Raw genomic sequence first — 26,917 nt, forward strand, 5'->3', positions numbered from 1 at the left:
CGCAGGCTGCGTTTACCCAGACCATCGTGCCCAAGGGCAGCGAACAGAAAATCATCAACAATAAAGTCATCAATACCGAGAGTATTGCCAGCAAACCGATCGACAAGGTGCTGGTGCTCAAGTCGGTTCGCCAGTTGCAACTGATCAGCGGTGGCGAGGCCCTGAAGACCTATCGAATCTCTTTGGGCAAGAACCCCAAGGGCACCAAGCTGCAGGAAGGCGACCAACGCACGCCGGAAGGTTTCTACTGGCTCGACTGGCGCAAGCCCAGCAATAACTACAACCTGTCGATGCACATTTCCTACCCGAACATTTCGGACTCGGCACGGGCACGTCGCGAAGGCGTGAAACCGGGCAGCATGATCATGATTCACGGCACGCCGGTGGATGAAGAGTACCCGGAATGGTACTTCCACACGCTGGACTGGACCAACGGCTGCATCGCGCTGAAGAACAACGACATGCGGGAGATATGGGATCTGGTGAAAGACGGGACGATGATCGAGATTCGGCCTTGAATAGGCGGCTTTGCGCATTCGCGAGCAAGCTCGCTCCCACGAGACGCTCTGAACGATAGTTATCGTCCCCACGCGCCAGCATGGGGACGCATTTCCGGACGCTCTGCGTCCAACTTCAGAACTCTGCCAGCCGCCATACTTCGTAAGCAGGCGTTTCGCAGGGATGGCTCTGCTTGAGAGCCACCACTACTTGCCGAATCAGATCATCAGCCACGACCAGCTCGACCTTCCATTCCTCCACTGATTCGACCACTCCACTCTGCCCGACAAATGGCTGACTGCCATCCAGCGGGCGGAACTGGCCCTGGCCGAGCACTTGCCATGAGCAGTGATCGTAAGCGCCGATTCGCCCTGCACCAGCAGCGAATACGGCGTTCTTGACCTCGTCCACATGGCTCGGCGGAACGAAGAAGGCGAGCTTGTACACGCGCCTTAGTTAACCCAGGCCCGCGCGTTGCGGAACATGCGCATCCAGGCAGCGTCCTCGTTCCAGTCCTCGGGACGCCACGAGTTCTGCACTGCGCGGAACACACGTTCCGGGTGCGGCATCATGATCGTCACGCGACCGTCCAGGGTGGTCATGCCGCCGATACCGCGCGGCGAGCCGTTCGGGTTGGCCGGGTAGGTTTCGGTGACCTTGCCGTGGTTATCGACAAAGCGCAGTGCCACAGTACCGGACACATCCGCTTCAAGCAGCGCGTCGTCATTGCGGAACTCTGCGTGACCTTCACCGTGAGCGATGGCGATTGGCATGCGCGAACCGGCCATGCCTTGCAGGAAGATCGATGCCGACTCCTGAACCTGGACCATGGCCACACGCGCTTCGAACTGCTCGGAGCGGTTACGCACGAAATGTGGCCAGAACTCGCTGCCCGGAATCAGCTCGTGCAGGTTGGACAGCATCTGGCAACCGTTGCACACGCCCAGCGTGAAGCTGTCGGCACGCTCGAAGAAGCCCTGGAACGCATCGCGGGCGCGGCTGTTGAACAGTGCCGACTTGGCCCAGCCTTCACCGGCGCCCAGCACGTCGCCATAGGAGAAGCCGCCACAGGCAACCATGCCCTTGAAGTCGTTCAGGTCGACGCGACCGGCAAGGATGTCGCTCATGTGCACGTCAATCGCGTTGAAGCCTGCGCGATCAAAGGCTGCCGCCATCTCGACCTGACCGTTGACACCCTGCTCGCGCAGCACGGCAACCTGAGGGCGGACGCCCGTCTTGATGTACGGCGCAGCGATGTCTTCGTTAACGTCGAAGCCCAGTTTGACGGTCAGGCCCGGATTGTCCTCTTCCAGCAGCGCATCGAATTCCTGATCCGCGCATTCGGCGTTGTCACGCAGGCGCTGGATCTGGTAGCTGGTCTCGGCCCACTGACGTTGCAGCAGACGACGCTGGCCGCTGAAGACCGGCTCGCCGTGGAAACTGATCGAGACTTCGTCGTTGTTGATCGGCTGACCGATCACCGCAACGCAATCTTCCAGACCGGCCGCGCTGAATTGCGCCAGCACCAGCGGAGTCGCGTCCTGACGCACCTGAATGACCGCGCCCAGCTCTTCGTTGAACAGGATCGCGCTCAGCTCGGAAACGTTGTCGGCCAGACCGTCGAGGTGCAGGTTCAGGCCGCAGTGACCGGCAAAGGCCATTTCCAGCGTGCTGACCAGCAGACCACCGTCGGAACGGTCGTGATAGGACAGGATATGACCGTCTGAATTGAGGCCCTGAATCACGGCGAAGAAGGCCTTGAGGTCTTCAGCGTCATCGACGTCTGGTGCGACACGACCCAGCTTGCCGTGAGTCTGGGCGAGAATCGACGCGCCCATGCGGTTCTGGCCACGGCCCAGATCGATCAGGATCAGGTCAGTGATGCCTTTGTCCATGCGCAGCTCGGGCGTCAGGGTCTGACGAATATCGACCACTGGCGCGAAGCCGGTCACGATCAACGACAGCGGCGAAGTCACGCTCTTTTCAGTGCCTTCGTCGCTCCAGCGGGTTTTCATGGACATCGAGTCCTTGCCCACCGGAATGGTAATACCCAGCTCCGGACACAGCTCCATGCCCACTGCTTTCACGGTGTCATAAAGACGCGCGTCTTCGCCGGGGTGGCCAGCAGCCGACATCCAGTTGGCCGACAGTTTGATGTCAGACAGCTTTTCAATACGAGAGGCCGCAATGTTGGTCAGCGTCTCGCCAATCGCCATGCGGCCCGAAGCCGGAGCATCCAGAAGAGCCAGCGGCGTGCGCTCGCCCATCGCCATGGCTTCGCCGGTGTTGACGTCGAAGCTGGTCGCAGTCACGGCGCAGTCAGCCACAGGCACCTGCCATGGACCGACCATCTGATCGCGAGCGACCAGACCGGTAATGCTGCGGTCACCAATGGTGATCAGGAAGCTTTTGCTGGCAACTGCCGGGTGACGCAGTACGCGTTGCACGCTTTCTTCGATATCCAGCGTGCTCGGGTCGAAATCATCGCCGATCTCGGCTTCGCGCTCGACCGAACGGTGCATGCGCGGCGCCTTGCCCAGCAACACTTCCAGCGGCATGTCTACCGGACTGTTACCGAAATGGCTGTCAGTGACGGTCAGTTGCGGCTCTGCCGTGGCTTCGCCGACAACCGCAAACGGGCAGCGCTCGCGCTCGCAGATGGCCTTGAAACGCTCGAAATCTTCGACGCCGACGGCCAGCACGTAACGCTCCTGGGATTCGTTGCTCCAGATTTCCAGCGGGGCCATGCCCGGCTCGTCGTTGGGCACGTTGCGCAGTTCGAAACGTCCACCGCGATCGCCATCGTTGACCAGTTCGGGGAAGGCGTTGGACAGACCACCGGCACCGACGTCATGGATGAAGCTGATCGGGTTACGGTCGCCCAGCTGCCAGCAGCGGTCGATCACTTCCTGACAGCGACGCTCCATCTCTGGGTTTTCACGCTGAACCGAAGCGAAATCCAGATCGGCAGAACTTGTACCGGTCGCCATCGAGGACGCTGCGCCGCCGCCCAGGCCGATCAGCATTGCCGGGCCACCCAGCACGATCAGCTTGGAACCCACTGTGATCTCGCCCTTCTGGACGTGATCTTCGCGGATGTTGCCCATGCCGCCAGCCAGCATGATCGGCTTGTGATAACCACGAACTTCGTCGCCATGTGGCGTGGCAATCGACTGCTCAAAGGTACGGAAGTAGCCGGTCAGCGCCGGACGGCCGAACTCGTTGTTGAACGCCGCGCCACCCAGCGGGCCTTCAATCATGATGTCCAGCGCGGTGACGATGCGCTCGGGCTTGCCGTATGGCACTTCCCAAGGCTGCACGAAACCGGGAATCTGCAGGTTGGACACGGTGAAACCGGTCAGCCCCGCCTTGGGCTTGGCACCGCGACCGGTTGCACCTTCGTCGCGAATCTCGCCGCCGGAACCGGTCGCTGCACCAGGAAACGGTGCAATGGCGGTCGGGTGGTTGTGAGTTTCGACCTTCATCAGAATATGCACCGGCTCCTGCACCGCGCCGTACTGACGGGTTTCCGGGTCCGGGAAGAAACGGCCGGCAACGTTGCCGACGATCACCGAAGCGTTGTCCTTGTACGCGGACAGCACGCCTTCGCTGTGCATCTGATAGGTGTTCTTGATCATGCCGAACAGGCTTTTTTCCTGGCTCTGGCCGTCGATATCCCAACTGGCGTTGAAGATCTTGTGACGGCAGTGCTCGGAGTTTGCCTGGGCAAACATCATCAGCTCGATGTCGTGCGGGTTGCGCCCGAGACCGTTGAAGCTGGTGATCAGGTAATCGATTTCATCTTCAGCGAGGGCCAGACCCAGTTCGACGTTGGCTTTTTCCAGCGCCGCACGGCCGCCACCCAGAATGTCCACCGCGGTCAGCGGCTTGGGCTGGGCGTGGCTGAACAGGCTGGCGGCTTGCTCGTGATCGCCCAACACCAGTTGCGTCATGCGGTCGTGCAGGCTGTCGGCGATTGCCTGAGCCTGGGCCTCACTGAACTGGCCTTCTACATAGAAGGCAATCCCGCGCTCGATACGCTGGATTTTCGTCAGGCCGCAATTGCGGGCGATGTCGCTGGCCTTGCTCGACCAGGGTGAAATGGTGCCAAAACGCGGCAACACCAGAAACAGACGGCCGCTCGGCTCTTGAACCGGCACGCTGGGGCCGTATTTCAGGAGACGATCGAGAACCTGCTGTTCTTCGCTGGTCAGAACGTCGTTGACGTCCGCGAAGTGGGCGAATTCGGCGTACAAGCCACTGACAGCTGAAACTTTTTGTTTCAGTTGTTCTAGTAATTTGCTGTGGCGGAAGGCAGAAAGGGCAGGAGCACCGCGCAGGATCAACATCTTCGGGACAGCCTCGAGAAGGGGGTGTGCTTTGAGGCCGCACATTCTAGCCTAAAGCGGGCCTTTGATCACCCAAAACGGCGGCATCGGGTGCGCCCGAATGTCGCTCCGCGCAAAAAAAGTCTGAAAATGCCTGTAAAACCCCCTCGCCTATCAGACGCAGGCTTCACTGTCGAGATATGGCGCCCGGTGCGCTTTGCGTATACTGCACCGATGTTCTTCAGACCAGATTTCCGCCCACGCTGCGCCAAGTGGCTCATCGCAACCGGACTCTTCCTGATGCTCGGCGCCTGTGTGGAGAAACCCACCACACTGGAGCGAGTCAAGGAGGACGGCGTACTGCGGGTGATCACCCGTAACAGCCCGGCGACTTACTTTCAGGATCGCAACGGCGAAACCGGCTTCGAATACGAGCTGGTCAAGCGTTTCGCCGACGATCTGGGCGTCGAACTGAAGATCGAAACAGCCGACAATCTGGACGATCTGTTCGACCAGATGAACAAGCCGGGCGGCCCGGTCCTGGGTGCCGCGGGCCTGATCGAGACGCCAAAGCGCAAACAACAGGCGCGTTTCTCGCACTCTTATCTGGAAGTGACCCCTCAGGTTGTCTACCGCAACGGCCAGTCGCGCCCCACCGACCCGGGCGACCTGGTGGGCAAACGTATCGTGGTCCTGAAAGGTAGCGCGCATGCCGAGCAGCTTGCGGCACTCAAGGCGCAGAATCCCGGCCTTGAATACGAAGAGTCGGACGCGGTCGAGGTCGTCGATCTCCTGCGCATGGTCGATGAAGGCCAGATCGACCTGACGCTGGTCGACTCCAACGAGTTGGCGATGAACCAGGTGTACTTTCCCAACGTGCGTGTAGCCTTCGACCTGGGCGAAGCCCGCGAACAACGCTGGGTAGTTGCACCGGGCGAAGACAACAGCCTGCTTAATGAAATCAACGCGTACCTCGACAGGGTCGAGAAGAACGGCACGCTGCAACGCCTGAAAGACCGTTACTACGGCCACGTTGACGTACTCGGCTACGTTGGCGCCTATACCTTTGCGCAGCATTTGCAGGAACGCCTGCCCAAATACGAGAAACACTTCCAGACATCGGCCAAGAAAGAACAGGTCGACTGGAGATTGCTGGCCGCCATTGGCTATCAGGAATCAATGTGGCAACCGGCCGTTACCTCGAAAACCGGTGTGCGCGGCCTGATGATGCTGACCCAGAACACCGCTCAGGCGATGGGCGTGACCAACAGGCTCGACGCGCGACAAAGCATTCAGGGCGGGGCAAAGTATTTTGCCTACGTAAAGGATCAGCTGGACGACTCGATTAAAGAGCCAGATCGCACTTGGCTAGCTCTCGCGTCCTACAACATTGGCAGCGGTCACCTCGAAGATGCACGCAAATTGGCCCAGAACGAGGGGCTGAATCCTGATAAATGGCTCGACGTGAAGAAAATGCTGCCGCGTCTGGCACAGAAAAAGTGGTATAGCAAAACGCGTTACGGCTATGCCCGAGGCGGCGAGCCGGTACATTTCGTTGCCAACATTCGTCGCTATTACGACATTCTGACCTGGGTCACGCAGCCTCAGCTTGAGGGCAGCCAGGTCGCCGATGGCAACCTGCATGTTCCCGGCGTCGACAAGACCCAACCGCCTGCGCCGCCTGCACCTGCTTCAGGCAGCAGCCCGGACAAGCCTGCGCTCTAAACGCCGCCCTGGCTTTTATCTGCATCCTTGGCCGCCCGGCGCATTCTGAAAAACTCGCTCAGCATTGCCCCGCATTCCTCGCCCAATACCCCGCCCTCAAACAGCACGCGGTGATTGAGAAAGCCCTGACTGAAAAACTGCCCCTGGCTTTGAACGATGCCCGCCTTGGGCTCAAGCGCGCCGTAGACCACGCGCGCTACCCGCGAATGCACGATCAACCCGGCGCACATGCTGCATGGTTCCAGCGTCACGTAAAGCGTACTGCCCGGCAGACGATAATTATCCAGCGCCCTGGCGGCATCACGAATAGCGACCATTTCGGCATGCGCACTGGGGTCGCTCGCGCTGATCGGGCAATTGTAACCACGACCGATGATCTCGCCGTTCTGCACCACGACTGCACCGACCGGCACTTCGCCCAGCAATGCGCCTTGCGCGGCGAGCGCCAGGGCCTCACGCATGAAGTCCTGATCCTTGCTGCGGTCGATGATTTGCGGCTGACGCATCACGACACCTCGATCGCGGCCATGAGGCCGGTTTCCATGTGATCGATCACATGGCAGTGGAACATCCACACGCCTGGGTTATCCGCCACCAGCGCAACCCGCGCCCGCTCGTTGCGGCCCAGCAAGAACGTGTCGGTAAAGTACGGAATGATCTTGCGCCGATTGGACGCAATTACCTTGAAACTCATGCCGTGCAAGTGAATCGGGTGTTGATACTGAGTCATGTTCTTCAATTCAAAGATGTAGCTCTTGCCCAACTTCAATTTGGCGATAGGCCGGTCGGCGCAAGTCTTGTCGGTAATGTCCCACGCTTCGCCGTTGATCTGCCACAAGCTGGGCGGCTTGCCGTTGTCGGTGTTGACCGACATTGAGCCCACCCATTCGAAGTTGAAATTGATCTTCTCGGCGCTCTCCATATCCGGCTCGGCCACCGGATTGGCCGGCAGCTCAGGTGGCCATTGGCCGGGCGCTTCGTTATTGGCGACTGACCGAAATGTCCCCAGACGCACCGGGCCGTTACGCAATGAAATTTCCTCACCCGCAGGCGGTGCCTTGATTGCCAGACAGATGCGCATGCCCGGCCCAAGCCAGTACTCGTCGCCAAACGGCCGCGGCGTGACCGGGTTGCCATCCAGTGCATAAATCTGCGCCTCGGCGTCCGGCAGGTTGAGGCGATAGGTGACGGTATTATCGAGGTTGAGCAAGCGCACGCGGGTAATCTGCCCAGCAGGCAATTCAATGACCGCCTGCGGAACACCATTCAATGTCGAAAGCCGCCCCGCCGTACCTTCACGCGCCGCCTCACGCAGCACGCTGAACTCGGTAAATGCGCCAACTTCATCCACATGCCAGCTTTTCAGGCTGACCGTACGCTCATGGGCGAAACCGGTCGGCTCGCGCTCTTCAACGATCAGCGGCCCGACCAGCCCACGGCCCAGCTCTTCGCTGCTGCTGACGTGCGGGTGATACCAGTAGCTGCCAGCATCCGGCACACGGAATTTATAATCGAAATACTCACCCGGTTTGACCGGCAACTGTGACACGTACGGCACGCCGTCCATCTCCAGCGGCAAGCGGATGCCATGCCAGTGAATGGTCGTCTCGACCGGCAGCTGGTTGATGAAGCGCAAGCGCAACCACTCGCCCTGCCGCACCCGCAATTCGGTGCCCGGCGCAGAACCGCCAAACGCCCAGGCAGGTGTCTTGTGGCCAGAGACCAACTCTATATCCAGCGGTGCAGCGATCAGCACGAAGTCCGAACCCGCTTGCGACTCACGACGCCCCATCCAGTAACGCGAAGCACCACCCGCGCCAAGGCCGACTACAGCAAGACCGGCGATGCCTGTGAGGATCTGACGACGAGTAAAGGACATGAACGGCGGGACCTCGAAAACGACGACTGAGCGCATCTGCGAGCAAATGCGAGGGGCGAATACGATACACCTGCATTTGCGTAAAGATAAGGGTGGATACCACGAACTGAAGTTGAGGCGTAAAAAAGCCGGGCAAGGCAGTGACGCCCGCTCCGGCTTTTTGCATCAATTAACCCCGCTACGACTGACTAACCCGCTCCAGCCATTCGATATATCCAGGCTCTGCATCAGGCGGTACATTGGCGCGGTGATCCTGCAACTCTGCCTGCATGCCAAACCCTTTCCATATCAGCGGTGCGAGGCGCGATGCCGGGCTGTTCGCCCGTTCCAGTTCGCTCAGCACTTGCAGGCTTCGTTGCTTGTGTTCGGCCACTGTATCCGACTTGTAATCGAAAGCCTTTCCCAACCCGGAGAGGTACATCAGTTTTGCGGTTTCTATCTCAGGCCACTGGAGCGCCATATTCAGGGGCCATTCAAGCATGGCGCGCTCACCCCACATCGACGACTTGGGTAAATGGTCGTTCGCAAGCAACGTCAGCATGAATGATTGGCCCAACTGGGTCAGATACACCGGCAAGATCTCAGCGTCAGGCTGCCGGTAAAACACATCCAGTGGCTGCTCACGCTTGAGTCCGATGCCGGCCAGCAAGCGCTGCTGAAGATCAAGTACCAGCGCGCCAAGTTCCGCCTTGCCTGCACTACCGTTTTCAACGGTTTGCCGGGTGCGGGTCGTGCAATTCCATAAGCTTAGTGAAATCCGCCATTGGGCCTGATCGCCCTCACCCGAACAACCCACCTCGCCCGTCACGAAATACTTCGTCGTTGGCGGGACGATATCGAACAGTGTGTTGCCGTCGACCTCAACCCCCGATACGACCGGCCCCGCACCCTCCGCGACCTGGACATAAAAATTGGCTGCATAGTCATTCCAGTAGTGAACCGACTCAGCCATGTAAAGAGGGATGGCACGCGTATAGCGCCCGACATCATCCTCGCGCTGCGATTCGGCGGGCTCTGCTTTCTCCATGATTTTGGACAAGGCGAAGAAACAGATTTCTGGCGCACCTTCCGGTTTTTGCGCGAAGAGCCAGTCAGCATTGCGCAAACCGTAGTGCCAGACCGGCTTGGTCAACGCCACGGTATTGATCGCCACGCTGGCAGGATCAATCGGAATGCCTTTGTCTTCCTGCCTGCGCACGTCCTCGAAAGCGTGCGCAAACTGGTCAAGGTGACTTTTGATTGGCGCAAAGCCGAGGGCATACAAGCGCGTAAGCAACGCCTCGCCTTCATCCACCCTGCCCAGTTCCTGATAGGCACGCAGCAAGTTGAGACCTGCCGTCGAATCATGTTTGTGCTCATCATAAGCAGGCCCGACAAGCTCGACGATCAGCGGAATGTGGCCATTGTTGCCCAAGTCACCCGATATCATCTGCAACGCACTGCGGTCGAAATGACCTCCCGCCAATACCTCCTCATACAACCCACGCGCCTGCGCGACGTTGTGCTGTTGCAGGTAATGCCGCGCCATCCACAACTGCGCACGCCAGCTGCCCGGCAACGCCGCTACGATGTGAAGAGCAGCGAGATAGGCCGCCTCGCCGCCCCGCTCCTGCTGGATGCTCAGCCACCACATCACACCATTCTCTTGATTCGGATCGGCTTCAACCGCCTGCCATAGCGTTGCCTCTGCAACTGATTGATCGCCACGCTCGGCAAACACCTTGGCCAGATTGGTCAGAATGATTCCCGACACACCGACTTTCGCCAGCCCTTCGCGCAGCGTGGCTTCTGCGGCATCAAGCCGGGCGTTATGCATCAGCACGATACCGTTCACCACATGGCTGCGCTCGGGATTAGCGTCGATCTCGACCAGTCGTTCGGCTGCTGGCATTAGATCAGTCGCAAATCCATCGTTCAGGCCCGAAACAATGAGATTGTAGAGCTCGTCAGCATCGCCCCACTGCTGCTTCAGATTGGGCAGGAACACCTTCTCGCGCCACTCGGCCCGAGTGATCTTTATCTCGCGTCCGTAACTGTCGTAGGCAGTGATCAACTCGCCGTCGTGGGCTTCTGGCGACGTCGTATCAGCAGGCGCGTTATCTGTTGAAGCTTGAGATTTCTTGCCGCTGAGAGCGGACAGAATGCGTTTGAACATGAGTGGAGTCGCCGCGGTTTGGGGTTAATGGGTACTGGCAGATCCAGGGCGAGGCTTGCCAGTGAATTCAACGCTGTACTGGAAGAGGCGATCAAGTCTGGTTTGGCCTGGAGCCACCGGAATCTGGTTTAACAATAGCTTGTCTCGATACCGCTCAATTTGATGAACGGGCCCTCATGCTGAACGTTAGAGCCACCTTCAACCCGGCGAAACTCTACGACTTTCATCCCGCGCAGGTGGCGTCCATTGATCCAGAAACGCCGCAACCTTCTCTTCAATACGGCTCTCGATGGTCCGCAAACGAAGCAAAGGAATACCGCATTTATTCAGAATGCTGTTTTTCACAGCGTCTCGTTCAATCTGTAACGGATCGTCATGGTGACCTCCGTCGACTTCAATCACGCCCAAGGGGGTCTTACCCACCTTGAAATAGAGCACGAAATCGCATCGCGCAGCGTTTCTCATAAACTCCAGCTCTCTCTCCGTGAAGCTTGCGCGGGCCACCGCTGCCAGTTGCATCAGCCGGATCTCACGGTGGAACATGATCCCTCGGCGGGGTTCCTGAGCCAGTGCCTCACGAAGTATCTGCGCCACAATCTGCTCGGACTTGAATAACGAGTCATCGGGATTGAGCCTTTTATTGAGACGCTCAAGTGATCGGTCGTACTCTTTATAGAGCAGATCGAATGCCGAGATAACAGGCGCTCGATGGACCTGCCCGTCATCCGCGTAATATTCCATGTAGCGGATCAGCGCAGCGATATGGCCATTACTGGTTTTGAAAACATTATCACCCGTGACCAGCGTGAACCTGCTTTTGGCTCTGGAAACCGCGACGTTGACCATACGTGCATCGTCGACGAAATTCAGGCGTTCCGGGCTTTTGTACTTGTCCAGCACAGTAGAAAAGACGATTTCGTCGCACTCCCTGCCCTGAAATTTATGCACAGTGGCTTTGACGAAATCAGCTGGCAGGCAGGAACCTGAAAGCATCGCTTGATTCTTGAAGGGGGCAATGAACCCTCTGCCATCTTCGCCCTCCCAGAGGCTTTCCCCGTCGGCCTCAAGCACTGCCAATAAAGAGTCGAGCTCTCTGAGATTGGAATTGTTGCGCGTGTGGTTTCCCTTGGCAGTCACCAGCAGCGTCAACGGTTTTTCGCCATTGTCCATTGTCATCGGTACTAGCTGACTATCGTAAAACTGCTGATTGCAGAACTGAATAATCCGGGGATGACACCGATAGTGCTCTTTGAGCAACGTCATCGGTATCGAGTTGCCGAACACACTGACGCATGAGTCCAAAAGGCTGTACTTCTCACAGTCATACCAGGGCGCGGGCGCTTCCAGCCCGAGTTTTTCCGGGATGTGTGCAAGTTGCTTCCTGTCCCCCACGATGATCAGATTTTTCGCACAACTGAGTGCCAGTACACCTGGGACGATGTCCTGTTGCGAGGCCTCGTCAATAATCACGTAATCGAGAACAGCCTTGCCGCCAAGGGAGTTGACGATTGAATGCGTACTGCTGCCAATGACCGGGTAGCGCTTCAGGAACGCATCAAGCCGCTTTCTGTAAGTAGTGTCGAAGGTATCGTCATCAGAGATATGACGATGCAGGTGGTGTTTCAGGTGAAGCATGGAAGAAGTGGTCAACTCCTCCAGCAGCGCCTTGAAGTTACCGAGTCGCAACGCTTCTTCATGGGCAGCCAACTCCGTCTTTTTATCTTGCAAGACCTTGTCGTAATAATGGAGCTGCAGGCTGTAGAAGGCAGACATGCGCTTGTCCCAATTATCGAAGGGTCGGGTGCGCAAAATTCTGAAATTGAACAAGAGCTCGATACGGTCCTTGATTCTGATGCGCTCGCTCGCAAGCTGCTCGAGGTAAGCCATCAAGTCCGTCGTCTTTTGTGGCGACAGTTTATATCTGTCCAGAGAAGGACCGGCCACAACGTTATCCCGCTGCCACTCAGTAAGGTAGCGACGCTCTATCTCCAGTTCGCTAATCTCGATCTGCAACTGCGCCACTGCGTTACGAGCGCCCAGGTAGCCTTTGAGCTGTTGCAGCACAGCCTGGATATGCTCAATGGCAGGCGCTGGTGAAGGATCTGCGGAAGGTCGAGAAGGACGGTTGGCAAAAAACTCCTTCTGATTGTCGTTTTTACCCAGCCTCGCGACCAGATAATCCAGGCCACACTTGCCTAGCTTTTCATAAACATTCTCGACCGCGGAATTGTTGTTGGACACCACCGCCACTGTTTTTCCCTGCAAAAGAATGTTGGCAATGATGTTCAGAATAGTCTGCGTCTTGCCCGTGCCGGGAGGACCTTCAATCACGCTTACCTGTGAAAGGAACGCTTGCTCCACCGCCCTGAGCTGACTTTCGTTGAGGCCGAAAGGAAAGATGAAATTACCCGACGACTCCAGCTTTCCATGCTGCCCTTTGCAGTAAGCATGCAGCGCCGTGGCCGGAGACAACGAAAGGCCCCCCATTTGGCGGTCAATATTTTCGGCCATGCCCTTTTTATCACCGGCAGCGGCAGCGCTGACCTTGGCTGTGGCCACTGAGCGAAAATAAGTGAATGCAGGCTCATCAGTGATTGAGGTCGGGGAAAAGAACTCAACACTGTCCATGTTAAAAATGTATTTTTTCGATTTTCCCGGGTATTGAACGAGGGCGTGTTTATCACCGTATATCTCCACCCTATCGACGGGATTGAATTCCGAGCTTCCTTTTCTCAGAAGAAGCATGTCCTTCAATTCCAGGGTAGGCACGACCCTGCAATCACCCAGCGGGCGGGAATAAGTTTTTTGAGAGGGGTAGTAGCACGTCAGGGTGAACTCGCCCTTGCCATCTGGCTTTATATCCCAGCCACTGATCTGCCGGGTTTTGTCCTCGCCACACACATAGATGGAAACCATAAATCCCTTAAACAGGCGTGATGACCGCCTGTACGCATCCGTGCCGTAAGAACCCGAATTTATTGATTCGGGTAGCCAGTGACATTCTGGCATTGCTAAACGGACCAATGCCAGCGCGACGTGTGGCGAGGGGCCGTTGATAGGTCACGCCACATGAACAAAGTGCTTGGCGATGCGCAAAGCTGCGAGAATTTACCGGGCCCAAAAAGCCAAAAGCCCGCAATTAAGCGGGATCCAAGGCGTTTTTTGCTAGCGGATGCCGGACAGTGCCGGACGAGGAATCATTCCCACTCTATTATAATCGATGCAAGAAAACTCATTAAAAACATGATCTTAAAAACTAAAGTAGCGCTCAGTACCACGACTAACACCATACCCAACCGAGGGCGAGCTACGATATACTGCAGCGATCTGTGAGCACCATTTCGATTCACTCAAATCGCTGCTCCCAACGATTATGCTCCTCAGACTCGCGCGCTCTGTTGTGTCGAATGGATTGGTCCATTAGAGCGAGCTTGGCTTTCGCGCAGTCTCGGACCTCCTAAGCGGAATGGTGCAGCAACTCAGAAAAGGCGTGCGCCCTGACCTCAAGAATATCAGCCAAGGAACCCGACCACCCGGATGGCCTAGCTCGGGCGTAAATGACATCTACAATTTGAGTCTTATCCTCTGCGGCATCTAATATCGTTTTGATGTGAGAACTCAACTCAACACGACGAGGGTTCTCAATCAAGCCATCCTCCGGCTCTCCTGCTAAATAAATACTAACCACACTACCTAGCTGTTTTAATTTATTTTGATCTGCGTTACACCAATCAATCAATTTTCCTATCGGAACCTTATTAAGCGAGGAAGTTTTCACACCGTAACCTCGGTCGCGAAAGATCATGTAGGCTAATACATCGTCACCTTCATCACCTCTAAAGACACCAGAAAGAAAAAGCTCAGGAAAATTCTTGATTAGTACTGATGTAATATCAGTAATCTCAAAGCTGTATAGTCGATAGTTAGTAACACCATCACAAATGAGCGATACCATTTTAGAGATTTCGGCCAATGGCGCCGAGATAGAGAGACAATACTTAGCAATTCTCTTTAGACCATGAGATGAAATTTGACCGATTTCGTCTCTGTGCATAGCGAGCATTCTTAGAAAGACCTGCCGACCGAAAGCAAGCAAACTATCTGAAGGTGTATAGCTACTGTCGTGATCTATAAAAAAACGCATCTCAAGTATCTGAACTACTGATATGAGGCCGCCATCCAACTCAATTAAAACACTTAAAAGCTCAACCAACATTTCATCTGATATTTTCTCGTGCATTCTCCCCAGACCAATATGCGTAAACCGCCAAGAGTCTACTATTCCAGACTTCGCTAGCTCTACCAACTTAATCACACCCCACGCTTCAAGAGGCGATGCACATAAAAGGTATACGGCGTGAGGAGCCAACTTACGCTCATGTAAAACCACCTCAATCATAGCACGAAACATACTTACATTTTGCTCGTGTATTTCATGGAGGAAGCCTACAAGGAGTATCGGCTGAACTTCCTCAAGCTCCGACTCTTCGACCTGCCTGATAAGTTTCTCGAACATTGCGTTTTTATCAACACTACCCCTCGCCAGTCCTTTTCCAAAGTGCCATAACGAATCAATATGGGTCCTCCACAATCTATCGCCCAGACGATCTATATAGCTTTGCTCCGCACTAGCGATCTCGCCAAGCATCATTAACTTTTCATGCATTGCTGCCGAAGCCGTTGAAAAATTTTGCGCATCAACTATCACATGAGTCCATGTATTAGTTAGGGCATAGGCTTCAATTTCAGAAAAAGGGTCTGCTGGAGCAGAAATTTTTTCTAGCGTGCGCAACCTCTCAAGTAATTCTGAGTTGTGTCTGTCGCTGTCAAAATGAATTACATTTTTTATAGCAACCCACATTTCCGGCCACGCTCCAGCCCTAGCATAGGTATTGACTATACGCTCCAATAGCTCAAAACAGCCAGCGGAGGTCCATAGTCGGCGAAAATTTGAAGATAGTAATATCTTGACGTAATCATTTAATAAAGCGTGTTCCAAAACTAGATAACGCTCGAGCAACTGAATAATTTGCTCGTACCAATCCGTTTGTTCAGCGTGATTTCCAGGAACCCAACCAGGCCCCCGTTTTCTTGCACCGAAATCGAAAGTACCCCATGAACTCCAATGCCCGGTTTCTAAAGCTGAGTCTAGTAACCTGAAGGCAATTTGATGGAACCTGGGTTCTGATGACTGCAATAAACCTTCTATAACGGATCTACGCCTACTAGGTGATGCTTGAGTGCCAGATAAATACAGAGAAAACAACTGTTTAATCTGTGCAACTATACTATTATTGTTTTCTCTTTCACTCTCATCTTCGGCAAAATTTAAGAGCACGGCAATAGCTCTATCGAAGTACTCATCCTCATAAGCCAAATGGCAAAGCAATCGAACAAATACTATAAAATTTGGATTTGACCTGGTTGCAAAGCCCGGTTGCATAGACGCACTTTCAAGACACGACAGCACGGTAGCGGGAAACACAGGAGCTATATAATTCAAGCAGTCAATCAAGTCTGAATTGCATATAGATATATCCCCAAGTGGCGCGCCAGGGACAATCCAGCTCTCAGCAAGATCTTGCGCAGCCTTACAATCATGTAAATAACCAATACGATGTGCGCAGGACTTTAAAAGGCGTATATTTGCAGACTTGAATAATTCAGAGTTCACTTCCGAGATTGCTATATTTTCAAGCGCACTTTTGGCCAATCGATTAGCTAGCGCGTGAGGCAATATAGCACGCCAATCACCCCTCTTCTGAGCAAGTTGTCGACGCAGAAGCTCTGCTGCGTGGCGATAAAGTGTGCGGCGCTCAATGCCGGATATCGAACTAATAACGCTAAGTTCATCATTGAGACCTCCATGTGAAATATCAAACGAATAAAATAAAGACAGCGCTTCTGCGCTTTCTAATAGAATCTCGCTTTTCCCTTTTCGCTGACTAAACAGCCTTTGAAAAAGCTCTTCGTCCGAAAAGTTAGTTAGCGTTTCATCGAATTTTACCCTACTAGCAAGTGCAATGGCCACTCGAGTATTGCCACCCGAGAACTCAGCTATTTTATCAGCGTTCCCGCGTTCCAAATCAGGAAAGCGCAGTTGTATTACTTTCGAAACCGTAGACTCGCTCGAAGGTTCTATCTTTACAACCTCTGTTTCTTCTGGCTTGTCGTCAGAGATATCGTACTCAATAGTAAGTATTCGAAGCTTTGTTCCACTCGAGGAAACTGCCTTTTGAAGTTGTCTGTGAACATCAGCAGGACAGTTATCGAGGACAATATAAGATGCAATGTCATTTGCAATGAAATACCCAACAAGTTCTAGAGCAGAGGGCAGCAAGTCATCACCGAGGTCAGCATAAATCGCACTAGATTTAGGTAAAGGTTCACCGCCAAGATTTTCCTCGAATAATGCCTGCGCGAAGCGCGTCTTGCCCACACCCGACAAGCCAATAATACGGACGGCGCTTCCTGGGGTGCGTAGCTTTTCCCGCGTACGAAGTAAACCGCTGAGTAGAGGCTGAGGCTCATCCGCAGCGGTATCAGCCAAAAACACACACGGATGCTCATCCGTCAAAAATTCATCGGCTATATCAACGGGCGTAGCTGCCCATCGGCCGAATGGGCGCCATCCCGAAAGAGGTTTACCCAGTTTATATCTTACCCAAAGCGCGACTCCCGGGTACTGGCGCAGCCAAGTCGCTATCCGATCACGCCCATAGAAGTCCAGCATTAGCTGATCTTTAGATGGTAAGGACGCTACTGCCTCTACCATTCCACTTAAACGTTCTGACAACATTTTATCAGAGCAATTATCTTTACCGCTTACGATGATATAAGCCCCTCTCTGGTGGGCAATAGCAGCAATAACGGGCTTTAATGAACCTTTATCAAGCATTTCCTTAGTGCAAGAAGCCTTACCCATAGCATGTTTTTTAACTTGAAATCCAGTAACGCTACGAGGTACAAAATTTGGATACTTTAATGGCCTAGTTTCGTTAACACTAACATCTAGTCCACCATCAGCGGCTTCCTGAGCACCGCCCCAAGTGACACACGAAGTTGCAAGACCAGCTTGTACCAGCTCGGCCTCGCATAGACGTCCGACAAGCTCTCGGAGGTCATCATCACCAAGTTCTGATATATCTTTGGCTTCAATTTCGAAAAATCTCATGTATTCCACTTCCTAAATATCACACAGCATCTGTGCGAACGCAGAGTCAAAATAATTAGCAAGCCAGGAAGTGATGAGTTCCGATAATTTGAAAACCATCCGGGCGTAGCTAAAGCGCCACAACGACCACGACCACGACCACAACGACCACAACGACCACAACGACCACAAGCATAGTGGCCTTTCGGCTTGGCCGGGAGAAATTGAGCGCGACGATCGACGAAAAACTAGAGTGCTATCGACTATGCATTGTGACCGAATGCCGACAGCTCACCCGGTCATGCCGTTTAGCGGTGGGCGCACGCTAAGCAGAGCGCGGTTCGAACATAGTGCTAGGACGTAGTCGACCACTCGTTTGCGTCAGCCCCTGAGCGACCTTCGGCCACAGCACGGCAGGCAGCATCCGCAAGGTATTTTCAAATGTGTAGAAACACTATAAAAGGTACCTTAAGTTTCACGCTCCTAGGGCACCGAGGTCATTATACCCATGTTGATAACTACAGATGAAATAACTAAATTTAGCCTAGAAGCCGACACATACATCCTGAGCAATGACCACAGAAAGTTAGAAGAACTTGTCACAAAAATCACAGAACAAGAATATGAGTTTGAGCACCAATATCATGAAGCACAGTACATATACACGGCAGCTAACTGTTATTCAGTACTTTACGGTGCCAGAACAGTCACGTGGCATTCTGATGATCTAATGAAGGCTGTAATACTTTATAGGAGAGCTCTACACTGCCTTCCAAAAACAAACTGGATGGACAAGCCTGACATTATTCAATCGAGCAACCAACTGAGATCGATGATACTTACGAACCTGGCTAACAGCCTTTCATCACAAGGAAGGGCTTTTTGCTGTTTACCCTTTTATGATGAAGCCATTGCTTTAAATCAAAAGCCTGAAGCAATTATTTCTAAAGCACGAAATCAGTTATTTCTTGCAGAATCACTGTTCGACAACGGCCATAGAGAATACCATTACTTCGTAGCAAACAACCTCATCAAGACCGCACAAAAAAACATTAATGCGTTATACCCCGAGCACAAAAAAGACATTGAGAAAGGCGGGGATTTATATGAGTTTAGCCAGTGGTTCGAGCAAAATTTTGAGCAATCCAGCTTTGATTATTTTTCCGTAAAAAACAGCAAATTTAAAAACAGAAAAGAAAATCAGTACTTACAATGGTGCGCACAGCACAAGCTATTTATAAACGACCTTAACGATGTTTGCGACTTCGAAATATGTTATCAAGACGTCATCTCTTTACCTTCCATTAGAAGAACTATAAATACAACCTTGGCACTGCATGAAGAGTTAGCATACCATGGAAACTTCGATGAAATAAAAAACGATTACTGCTATGCGCGATATATTTACTTTTCCGCAACAAACATTCCTGCTGACACACCACACATGTTCAACTCCACTTATCATCAAGTGAATGACATGTCTCACTCTATCAGCAACCTAAAAACCAGTCATTACAAATCTTCATTTAGAACGCTGTACTCTTTATTCGACAAAATAGCGTACATAGCCAGTCGCTTTTTTGACTTAAACAATATAAAAGATGATAGATCAATAAGCATAGACAATTTATTTAGAGACATCAAATCAAAAAACCGAAGAACAAAATGGGAACCCAACGAAAAATTAAAAAATAGTGACAACCATTTTATCCATGCACTTTTTTACATACTCAAAGATATTCGAGACGTAACAGGTACTTCCTCTGTATCTAAATGGATCGATCCAGATGCTAGCGCTTTTTCAGAAATTAGGAACGCCATGGAGCATCGGTCTCTGAAGATAGTTGATGACTTTGGATACGAGTTAACTTACTCACACTCCAGCTATCACGACGATGAACTAGAGAAAGTAAAAAGTCAGGCTTCCGAAATAAATAAGAAAATCGACTCAGTTTCGGATGCCGCTGAAGCTCTCGCTTTAGAAGACAGATTAGCTAAATTGAAAAACACTATCTATGAAAAGGAAAAATTATCTACTCACTCATTGCTGATACCTATTACCCAATTTGAATCTCGACTGATGACCTTGATCAAACTAGCTAGGAACTCAATCATGTATCTATCTCTTGCCATTCACTTCGAAGAGAGAAAACGCCCAAACGACCAAATTTGGATTTCGATGGATTTACCTTTAAAAGATTAACCATCACAATATTTATTTCTGCCGCAGCGAGAGTAGTTTTAGCAACATAATCAAAACACTTTAATTCAAACCATACCTAATAGAGCCAGCATAAGCTAACAACTATAGCATTAGATATTCTTTCATTAGTACAGGCTAAGCCTCTTCAATATTATCATGCATGCCGAACGCATTAACGAGCTACTGTAACAAAATAATTAGCTTTTCTGGATTGCCGCCAACAAATACTTCGCGCAGTAATTCTTCCGCATATCTGGGTCTGCCCGAAACAGCTCTGACATAGCATCGCTGTGTGCTCGATCTATCATTCAATCCCGACCTTACTTACGAAACAAAATTGATGTGGGCCATTTCGTAGATAAACAAACTAAGACCCATTAAGACACGACAATACTTGCGACGGACCCATATGCATTTGACAATCCATTTAGAATCTACCTATGCGCCTTAACAATTAATCCCATTTTTTCTGCTACGGCTCTTTGCAATTTGCGGAACTCTACCATCGTACTCTCGACGTTGGCGGCATTTACCCCTTCTCCATGCTTCTCTGCAAGCCAGAGTTTCAATAGGCCAACACCCCGCCCAAGGTCGCCATTTACCTTGGCCAAATCGGCTACTGCCTTAAGATCAACGACAGATCGGATGGGCGTGTTCAAACCAAGGGCGCTAAGATAGCCCGACCGCGACATTCCAGCTTCTTTTGCCTTCTCGCTTATCACCGTCTTTTCCTCCTCAGTAACCCAAAACTCAATGGGCTTGCCGCGTCGGCGAGCCGTTGTTTTTTCTTTGGTGCCGCCTGTCATGGGCGCTTCTGTTGCTGCTGTGCTTTTGCTCTTAGACGCGGTAGCGGCTGTGCGCCTCGCAGAGCAAGATACGTTGAGCCGAAGGCGAATAAGTGGCAGTGGTGGATGGGTACGGGCTTGCCCGTACCCGTACAACACATATTTTGCCGTCTGATCATCTGCAATTCTGGGCAACTTGCCCGCCTTAGGTTCGCCTTACCGCACTTTCGGTCATTTCTGACCAAGAATTGCCCTAAATCTCTTTGAGTTGCGTTAAATTGCGTTACAAAGATGAAAAAGCTCCTTTAATTTCCTAGAATTTCCTTGAGTTGCCTAAAGCAAATGCCGACCACTAGTACGACTACATAAACAGGAGACGCTAAATGACAGACGGGCCGAAAAAGGTCTATCGCGGCACAGAGCGAGTTGCCTTTCTGGCCAGGCTTGATGACTTTCGTAAGCTGATAGATGCAGGCATTCGCTACGTGCGATCTATGACGATTACGCTGAACAGCCCGTCGCGGTCGTTCACCTTGTAGAGTTTTTCTTGCAGTTTGAGGTTACGCAGCTTGGTATCGGTCAGCATGGCAGTTACGGATTCCATGGAAAAAATACCATGCTCAGAAAAGCACTCATGCACCACTATAAAACCCAATGAAACCGGGCTGATGATGAGATTTAATACCATACCCTACTAGGGCGACATGGTATCGAGCACCGAACATGGCATTTGGCTCAGTCAATGCCCCGTGCCGTGCCATACAAACACGGTGCTTGGCGATGCACAAAGCTGCCAGAATTTGCCAGACCCAAAAAGCCAAAAGCCCGCAATTACGCGGGCTCCAGAGCATTTCTTGCTAGATAATGCCGGACGCAGGGTCACTCCCACTCAATAGTAGCCGGCGGCTTGCTCGACACATCATAAGTCACCCGCGAAATCCCTTCGATCTCGTTGATGATCCGACCGCTCACCGTCTCCAGCAGCTCATAAGGCAGGTGCGCCCAGCGAGCGGTCATGAAGTCGATGGTTTCGACAGCGCGCAGGGCGACGACCCAGGCGTAGCGGCGGCCGTCGCCGACGACGCCAACCGATTTGACCGGCTGGAATACCACGAACGCTTGGCTGACCTTGTGGTACCAGTCGGCCTTGCGCAGTTCTTCGATGAAGATGTGGTCGGCACGACGCAGTAGGTCGGCGTATTCCTTCTTCACTTCGCCGAGGATGCGCACACCTAGGCCTGGGCCTGGGAATGGGTGGCGGTAGACCATGTCGTACGGCAGGCCGAGTTCGAGGCCCAGGCGGCGGACTTCGTCCTTGAACAGTTCGCGCAGTGGCTCGACCAGTTTGAGGTTCATTTCTTCCGGCAGGCCGCCCACGTTATGGTGCGACTTGATGACGTGGGCCTTGCCGCTTTTCGCGCCAGCCGACTCGATCACGTCGGGGTAGATGGTGCCTTGCGCCAGGTACTTGATGTTGTCCAGCTTGCAGGACTCGGCATCGAACACGTCGATGAAGGTGCGGCCGATGATCTTGCGCTTTTTCTCTGGATCGCTCTCGCCTTCCAGGTTGTTCAGGAACTGCTCTTCAGCGTTGGCGCGAATCACCTTGACGCCCATGTTCTCGGCGAACATGGCCATTACTTGCTCGCCTTCGTGCAGGCGCAGCAGGCCGTTGTCGACGAATACGCAGGTCAGTTGATCGCCGATGGCCTTGTGCAACAGCGCCGCGACCACGGAGGAGTCAACGCCGCCAGACAGGCCCAGCAGGACGTTGTCAGTACCGACCTGGGCGCGAACCTGAGCGATAGCGTCTTCAGCAATCTTCGACGGGGTCCACAGTGCTTCACAGCCACAGATGTCGAGGATGAAGCGCGACAGGATGCGACCGCCCTGCTTGGTGTGGGTCACTTCCGGGTGGAACTGCACGCCGTAGTAACCGCGGGCGTCATCAGCCATACCGGCAATCGGGCAACTCGGGGTACTGGCCAGAATGTGGAAGTCTTCCGGCAGTTTGGTGACCTTGTCACCGTGACTCATCCATACGTCGAGGCCAAACAGGCCGTCGGCGTCGATATGGTCTTCGATACCATCGAGCAGACGGCTTTTGCCGACTACGTCAACGCGAGCGTAGCCGAACTCGCGCAGCTCGGAACCGGCAACCTTGCCGCCCAACTGCTCGGCCATGGTCTGCATGCCGTAGCAGATACCAAAAACCGGCACACCCAGGTCAAATACCGCTTGCGGGCAGCGTGGGCTGTTGGCTTCGTGTACGGACTCGGGGCCGCCGGCGAGGATCACGCCTTTTGGAGCGAATTCGCGAATCGCTTCGTCGTCCATGTCAAACGGATGCAGCTCGCAATACACGCCGATTTCACGCACGCGGCGGGCGATCAGCTGGGTGTACTGGGAACCGAAGTCGAGGATCAGGATACGGTGGGCGTGAATGTCGAGGGCCATGACTCATTCTCGTCAAAAAACAGAAACGACACGGGGCTGCGTCAACAGCCCCGGCTATAAAAAGTGTTGGCCTGCATCGCGGCGCACACCACGATGCAGTCCGGATCAACCAACGCGATAGTTCGGCGCTTCCTTGGTGATCTGCACGTCATGGACGTGGGATTCTGCCATGCCTGCGCCGGTAATGCGCACAAACTCGGGCTTGGTGCGCATCTGCTCGATGTCGGCACTGCCGGTGTAACCCATGGAGGAACGCAGGCCGCCCATCAACTGATGGATGATGGCCGACAACGGACCTTTGTAGGCCACACGGCCTTCGATACCTTCCGGCACCAGTTTCTCGGCACCTGCGGACGAGTCCTGGAAGTAGCGATCGGACGAGCCTTGCGCCTGGGACATTGCACCCAGCGAACCCATGCCGCGATAGGCCTTGTAGGAACGGCCCTGGAACAGTTCGATCTCGCCTGGCGCTTCTTCAGTACCGGCGAACATCGAGCCCATCATCACGCAGGAGGCACCGGCCACGATGGCCTTGGACAGGTCACCGGAGAAGCGGATGCCGCCATCGGCGATCATCGGCACGCCTGTACCTTCAAGGGCAGCGGAGACGTTGGCGATGGCGCTGATCTGCGGCACGCCGACACCGGCAACGATGCGCGTGGTGCAGATGGAGCCTGGGCCGATACCGACCTTGACTGCATCGGCGCCTGCAGCAACCAGAGCCTTCGCAGCTTCGCCAGTGGCGATGTTGCCGCCGATGACCTGCACCTGAGGGAAGTTTTCCTTGACCCAGCGAACGCGGTCGATCACGCCTTTGGAATGGCCGTGAGCGGTGTCGACCACAACAACGTCAACGCCAGCCGCGACCAGTGCGGTGACGCGCTCGCCAGTGTCCTTGCCGGTGCCGACAGCAGCGCCGACGCGCAGGCGAGCCTGGTCGTCCTTGCTGGCCAGCGGGTACGCCTTGGCTTTTTCGATGTCCTTGACGGTCATCATGCCCTTGAGCGCGAAATTGGCATCCACGATCAGGACTTTTTCCAGACGGTGTTTGTGCAGCAGCTCACGCACTTCGTTCTTGTCGGCGCCTTCACGCACGGTGACCAGACGCTCTTTGGGCGTCATCACTTCGCGGACAGGAACATCAAGACGGTTTTCGAAGCGTACGTCGCGGGACGTCACGATGCCGACCAGGTCGCCATTGTGCAGCACGGGTACGCCGGAAATGTTGTGCATGCGGGTGAGTTCGAACAGATCACGAACAGTGGCGTCGGCTTCGATCGTGATCGGGTCCTTGACGACACCGGCCTCGAACTTCTTGACCTTGCGCACTTCGGCAGCTTGCTGCTCGATGGTCATGTTCTTGTGGATGATACCGATACCGCCTTCCTGGGCCATGGCAATTGCCAGACGGGCCTCGGTGACTGTATCCATTGCAGCAGAGACCAAAGGTATATTCAGCTCGATGCCACGGGTCAAACGGGTTTTCAGACTGACTTCGTTGGGAAGTACCTCGGAATAACCGGGCACAAGGAGAATGTCGTCGAATGTAAGGGCTTCTTGACTGATACGCAGCATCGCGGGGGCTCCCGGGCGGGAAATTGGAAGCGCGCCATTATACCTACAGACCCCGGTCGGCTCAATGTAAACCTCAGCCTATTATCCAGGCTGTTTATAGACGCACATGAACGAAGGACACCGGGCGATCCAGACGTTCGGCGAAGTCATCCAGAAAGGTCTGGGTGAACGACGCATCCAGCCAGTTATTGAAGATGAAACCGAGGTTGGAAAATCCGCAGGCGTCCAGAAACAAAAAGCCGTTGATGTCATCTTCATAACGGCATTCGGGGCAGGTGAAATTATCGGTATGACCGGGCATCCAGTCTTCCAGGCTGTCGAACAGCGCCTCCCCCACTTCGCGGCGGCACTCCGGGCAACCGGCCTCTTCGGCGAAGTCGTTCAGCGGGGTGTAGATGCAGCGCTTGGTGACAATTTCCAGACCATTGACTGTTTGCCCGAAAGGCAAGGCATCGGGGTGCTTTACTACCCTTCTCGCTCCGGGTGCCACGGCATAGGCCATCTTGTTATAGGTGCGCCCGCATGTTGTCAGCTCCGGCTCGACTACGTCGAGCTTGACCAGCCAGCGCAGAATCAGCCGCGCCCTGGCCTCGTGCCCGGGAAAGGTGGAAATTTGCGGGACGATGATGCTTTGGGTGTTCATAACGGAGCGTCGCTTAAAGCTGTTCGAGGCCGCAGCTTAATAGGCTGATGATTCTGGTCAAGGTGAAATCCTGATCGAAGTGACGATACGGACCTGTGCGCCAGACCGGCATTGCCATTATGATGCCCGACATGATCAAAGACCCTTTCGCAAGACTCGGCCTCGACCGGGAAGTCCTTACTGTCAGCCAACTCAACGGCCGTGCGCGGGTGTTGCTGGAGGACGTATTCAGCAGTATCTGGGTCGAAGGCGAGATATCCAATCTCTCGCGTCCGGCTTCGGGCCATGTGTACTTCACGCTCAAGGACTCTGGCGCGCAAGTTCGTTGCGCGCTGTTCCGGCAGAGCGCGGCGCGTGTGCGTCAGGCGCTCAAGGACGGCTTGCAGGTCAAGGTGCGCGGCAAGGTGTCGCTGTTTGAAGGCCGTGGCGACTACCAGCTGATTCTCGACACCGTCGAACCCGCCGGTGATGGCGCTTTGCGCTTGGCGTTCGACGCGTTGAAAGCCAAGCTCAGCGACGAAGGCCTGTTCAGCGCCGAGCGCAAGGTTGCCTTGCCATTGCATCCGCAACGTATCGGCATCATCAGCTCGCCGACCGGCGCGGTAATCCGCGACATCATTAGTGTGTTTCGCCGCCGCGCACCGAGGGTCGAGCTGACATTGATCCCCACCGCCGTTCAGGGGCGTGAGGCGATCAACCAGATTGTCCGCGCGCTGAAACTGGCCGACAGCAGAGGCTTCGATGCGCTGATTCTTGCCCGTGGCGGCGGCTCGCTGGAGGACCTGTGGTGCTTCAACGAAGAAGCCGTCGCCCGCGCCATCGACGCCTGCGTGACGCCGATTGTCAGTGCCGTTGGCCATGAAACCGATGTTTCCATCAGTGACTTCGTGGCCGACGTGCGAGCGCCGACGCCGTCGGCCGCTGCTGAACTGCTCGCCCCGGACTCCAGTGACCTGCATCGACGCGTCGACAACCTGCACCGCCGACTGTTGAGCCGCATGCAGGATCGACTGATGCGCGAGCGCCTGCGTCTTGAGGGCATTTCGCGGCGTCTGCGTCATCCTGGCGAGCGCTTGCGTCAGCAGTCGCAACGGCTGGATGACCTGGACATGCGTATGCGCCGCGCTTTCGAACAGAACATGCACCAACGTCAGGTGCGTCTCGCCCACATGCAGAGCCGTCTCGCTGCACAGCATCCGGGCCGAACTCTGGGTTTTCTGCGTCAGCGTCTGGATGCCTTGGCCGAGCGTCTGCCGCGAGCCATTCGTGAACAGATCAAGGCGCGCAAGCTGCAACTGCAAAGTCAGGTGCAGACCCTCAACGTGGTCAGCCCGCTCGCCACACTGGGACGCGGCTACAGCATTCTGCTTGACGAGCGGGGCCATGCGATCCGTAATGCCGCACAAACCCGAACGGGCCAGCGACTCACCGCCAGGCTTGGCGAAGGCGAACTGCAAGTACGCGTCGAAGACAATCACCTCACGCCTGTGACCCTTTCCCTTCTGGACTGACTGCC

At 54.4% G+C, this 26,917-nt stretch carries 15 protein-coding genes and 1 pseudogene; 4 read left to right on the forward strand and 12 right to left on the reverse strand.

Annotation, left to right across the window (positions count from 1 at the left end; translation table 11 throughout):
- Window positions 1-95: 95 nt before the first annotated feature.
- Window positions 96-518: pseudogene (locus RYB09_RS05815) on the forward strand (L,D-transpeptidase family protein); the annotation flags it as partial.
- A gap of 115 nt (window positions 519-633) precedes the next feature.
- On the opposite strand, the gene RYB09_RS05820 reads toward RYB09_RS05815, so the two are convergent.
- A complete protein-coding gene (locus tag RYB09_RS05820) occupies window positions 634-945 on the reverse strand; it encodes a YqfO family protein (RefSeq protein ID WP_316887633.1) in 312 nt (103 codons plus the stop codon).
- A gap of 5 nt (window positions 946-950) precedes the next feature.
- Window positions 951-4,847: a phosphoribosylformylglycinamidine synthase gene (purL, locus tag RYB09_RS05825; RefSeq protein WP_316887634.1), complete on the reverse strand. Its 3,897-nt coding sequence runs from the start codon at window positions 4,845-4,847 to the stop codon at window positions 951-953.
- Window positions 4,848-5,060: 213 nt separating this feature from the next.
- Between purL and mltF the strand changes: the two genes are divergently transcribed.
- Window positions 5,061-6,551: a membrane-bound lytic murein transglycosylase MltF gene (mltF, locus tag RYB09_RS05830; protein ID WP_080396146.1), complete on the forward strand. Its 1,491-nt coding sequence runs from the start codon at window positions 5,061-5,063 to the stop codon at window positions 6,549-6,551.
- Here mltF and tadA read toward each other — a convergent pair.
- The 5 genes from tadA to RYB09_RS05855 all read right to left on the reverse strand — a co-directional run bounded on the left by tadA (window position 6,548) and on the right by RYB09_RS05855 (window position 17,759).
- Window positions 6,548-7,057 carry a tRNA adenosine(34) deaminase TadA gene (tadA, locus tag RYB09_RS05835; RefSeq protein WP_057459677.1) on the reverse strand — a complete coding sequence of 170 codons (510 nt, stop codon included), beginning with the start codon at window positions 7,055-7,057 and terminating at the stop codon, window positions 6,548-6,550. The genes mltF and tadA overlap by 4 nt on opposite strands.
- Window positions 7,057-8,430 (reverse strand): multicopper oxidase family protein, encoded by a 1,374-nt coding sequence (locus tag RYB09_RS05840; protein ID WP_122280241.1) that lies wholly within the window; start codon window positions 8,428-8,430, stop codon window positions 7,057-7,059. The genes tadA and RYB09_RS05840 overlap by 1 nt, the downstream gene beginning before the upstream one ends.
- Window positions 8,431-8,608: 178 nt before the next feature.
- Entirely contained in the window at window positions 8,609-10,585 is a 1,977-nt protein-coding gene (locus tag RYB09_RS05845; protein ID WP_316887635.1) for a tetratricopeptide repeat protein, read from the reverse strand.
- A 198-nt stretch (window positions 10,586-10,783) separates the two neighbouring features.
- The gene (locus RYB09_RS05850; protein WP_316887636.1) at window positions 10,784-13,501 is read right to left on the reverse strand and encodes an AAA domain-containing protein; all 2,718 of its coding nucleotides are present in this window, start codon (window positions 13,499-13,501) and stop codon (window positions 10,784-10,786) included.
- 541 nt (window positions 13,502-14,042) lie between these two features.
- Window positions 14,043-17,759, reverse strand: coding sequence for a hypothetical protein (locus tag RYB09_RS05855; protein WP_316887637.1), 3,717 nt, complete (start codon window positions 17,757-17,759; stop codon window positions 14,043-14,045).
- Window positions 17,760-18,246: 487 nt separating this feature from the next.
- On the opposite strand from RYB09_RS05855, the gene RYB09_RS05860 reads away from it, so the two are divergent.
- On the forward strand, window positions 18,247-19,941 hold the full coding sequence (locus tag RYB09_RS05860) for an LA2681 family HEPN domain-containing protein (protein ID WP_316887638.1): 1,695 nt from the start codon (window positions 18,247-18,249) through the stop codon (window positions 19,939-19,941).
- A 434-nt stretch (window positions 19,942-20,375) separates the two neighbouring features.
- Here RYB09_RS05860 and RYB09_RS05865 read toward each other — a convergent pair whose 3' ends face one another.
- The 5 genes from RYB09_RS05865 to RYB09_RS05885 form a co-directional block, all read right to left on the reverse strand.
- Window positions 20,376-20,747: a plasmid mobilization protein gene (locus RYB09_RS05865; RefSeq protein ID WP_316887639.1), complete on the reverse strand. Its 372-nt coding sequence runs from the start codon at window positions 20,745-20,747 to the stop codon at window positions 20,376-20,378.
- A 460-nt stretch (window positions 20,748-21,207) separates the two neighbouring features.
- Complete coding sequence (locus RYB09_RS05870; RefSeq protein ID WP_316887675.1) at window positions 21,208-21,330, reverse strand: hypothetical protein; 123 nt, start codon at window positions 21,328-21,330, stop codon at window positions 21,208-21,210.
- Window positions 21,331-21,605: 275 nt separating this feature from the next.
- A complete protein-coding gene (gene guaA, locus RYB09_RS05875) occupies window positions 21,606-23,183 on the reverse strand; it encodes a glutamine-hydrolyzing GMP synthase (RefSeq protein WP_004656303.1) in 1,578 nt (525 codons plus the stop codon).
- Window positions 23,184-23,288: 105 nt separating this feature from the next.
- Window positions 23,289-24,758 carry an IMP dehydrogenase gene (gene guaB, locus RYB09_RS05880; protein WP_004666065.1) on the reverse strand — a complete coding sequence of 490 codons (1,470 nt, stop codon included), beginning with the start codon at window positions 24,756-24,758 and terminating at the stop codon, window positions 23,289-23,291.
- Between the two features lie 94 nt (window positions 24,759-24,852).
- Window positions 24,853-25,401, reverse strand: a complete 549-nt coding sequence (locus RYB09_RS05885) for a sugar ABC transporter ATPase (protein WP_316887640.1) — start codon at window positions 25,399-25,401, stop codon at window positions 24,853-24,855.
- 131 nt (window positions 25,402-25,532) lie between these two features.
- Here RYB09_RS05885 and xseA point away from each other — a divergent pair, with 131 nt between their 5' ends.
- Entirely contained in the window at window positions 25,533-26,912 is a 1,380-nt protein-coding gene (gene xseA / locus RYB09_RS05890; RefSeq protein WP_193601013.1) for an exodeoxyribonuclease VII large subunit, read from the forward strand.
- The last annotated feature ends 5 nt before the right edge of the window (window positions 26,913-26,917 follow it).

It is taken from the genome of Pseudomonas syringae group sp. J254-4 (assembly GCF_032586855.1).
Classification (GTDB): domain Bacteria; phylum Pseudomonadota; class Gammaproteobacteria; order Pseudomonadales; family Pseudomonadaceae; genus Aquipseudomonas; species Aquipseudomonas amygdali.

What these genes read in the sequence shown, in the direction of transcription:
- xseA (WP_193601013.1), top strand. Translation starts at nt 25,533, where the DNA reads ATGATCAAAGACCCTTTCGCAAGACTCGGCCTCGACCGGGAAGTCCTT.
- RYB09_RS05865 (WP_316887639.1), bottom strand. Translation starts at nt 20,747, where the DNA reads ATGACAGGCGGCACCAAAGAAAAAACAACGGCTCGCCGACGCGGCAAG.
- RYB09_RS05860 (WP_316887638.1), top strand. Translation starts at nt 18,247, where the DNA reads ATGTTGATAACTACAGATGAAATAACTAAATTTAGCCTAGAAGCCGAC.
- mltF (WP_080396146.1), top strand. Translation starts at nt 5,061, where the DNA reads ATGTTCTTCAGACCAGATTTCCGCCCACGCTGCGCCAAGTGGCTCATC.
- RYB09_RS05870 (WP_316887675.1), bottom strand. Translation starts at nt 21,330, where the DNA reads ATGGAATCCGTAACTGCCATGCTGACCGATACCAAGCTGCGTAACCTC.
- RYB09_RS05840 (WP_122280241.1), bottom strand. Translation starts at nt 8,430, where the DNA reads ATGTCCTTTACTCGTCGTCAGATCCTCACAGGCATCGCCGGTCTTGCT.
- guaA (WP_004656303.1), bottom strand. Translation starts at nt 23,183, where the DNA reads ATGGCCCTCGACATTCACGCCCACCGTATCCTGATCCTCGACTTCGGT.
- RYB09_RS05885 (WP_316887640.1), bottom strand. Translation starts at nt 25,401, where the DNA reads ATGAACACCCAAAGCATCATCGTCCCGCAAATTTCCACCTTTCCCGGG.
- purL (WP_316887634.1), bottom strand. Translation starts at nt 4,847, where the DNA reads ATGTTGATCCTGCGCGGTGCTCCTGCCCTTTCTGCCTTCCGCCACAGC.
- guaB (WP_004666065.1), bottom strand. Translation starts at nt 24,758, where the DNA reads ATGCTGCGTATCAGTCAAGAAGCCCTTACATTCGACGACATTCTCCTT.
- RYB09_RS05850 (WP_316887636.1), bottom strand. Translation starts at nt 13,501, where the DNA reads ATGGTTTCCATCTATGTGTGTGGCGAGGACAAAACCCGGCAGATCAGT.
- RYB09_RS05855 (WP_316887637.1), bottom strand. Translation starts at nt 17,759, where the DNA reads ATGAGATTTTTCGAAATTGAAGCCAAAGATATATCAGAACTTGGTGAT.
- RYB09_RS05845 (WP_316887635.1), bottom strand. Translation starts at nt 10,585, where the DNA reads ATGTTCAAACGCATTCTGTCCGCTCTCAGCGGCAAGAAATCTCAAGCT.
- tadA (WP_057459677.1), bottom strand. Translation starts at nt 7,057, where the DNA reads ATGCGTCAGCCGCAAATCATCGACCGCAGCAAGGATCAGGACTTCATG.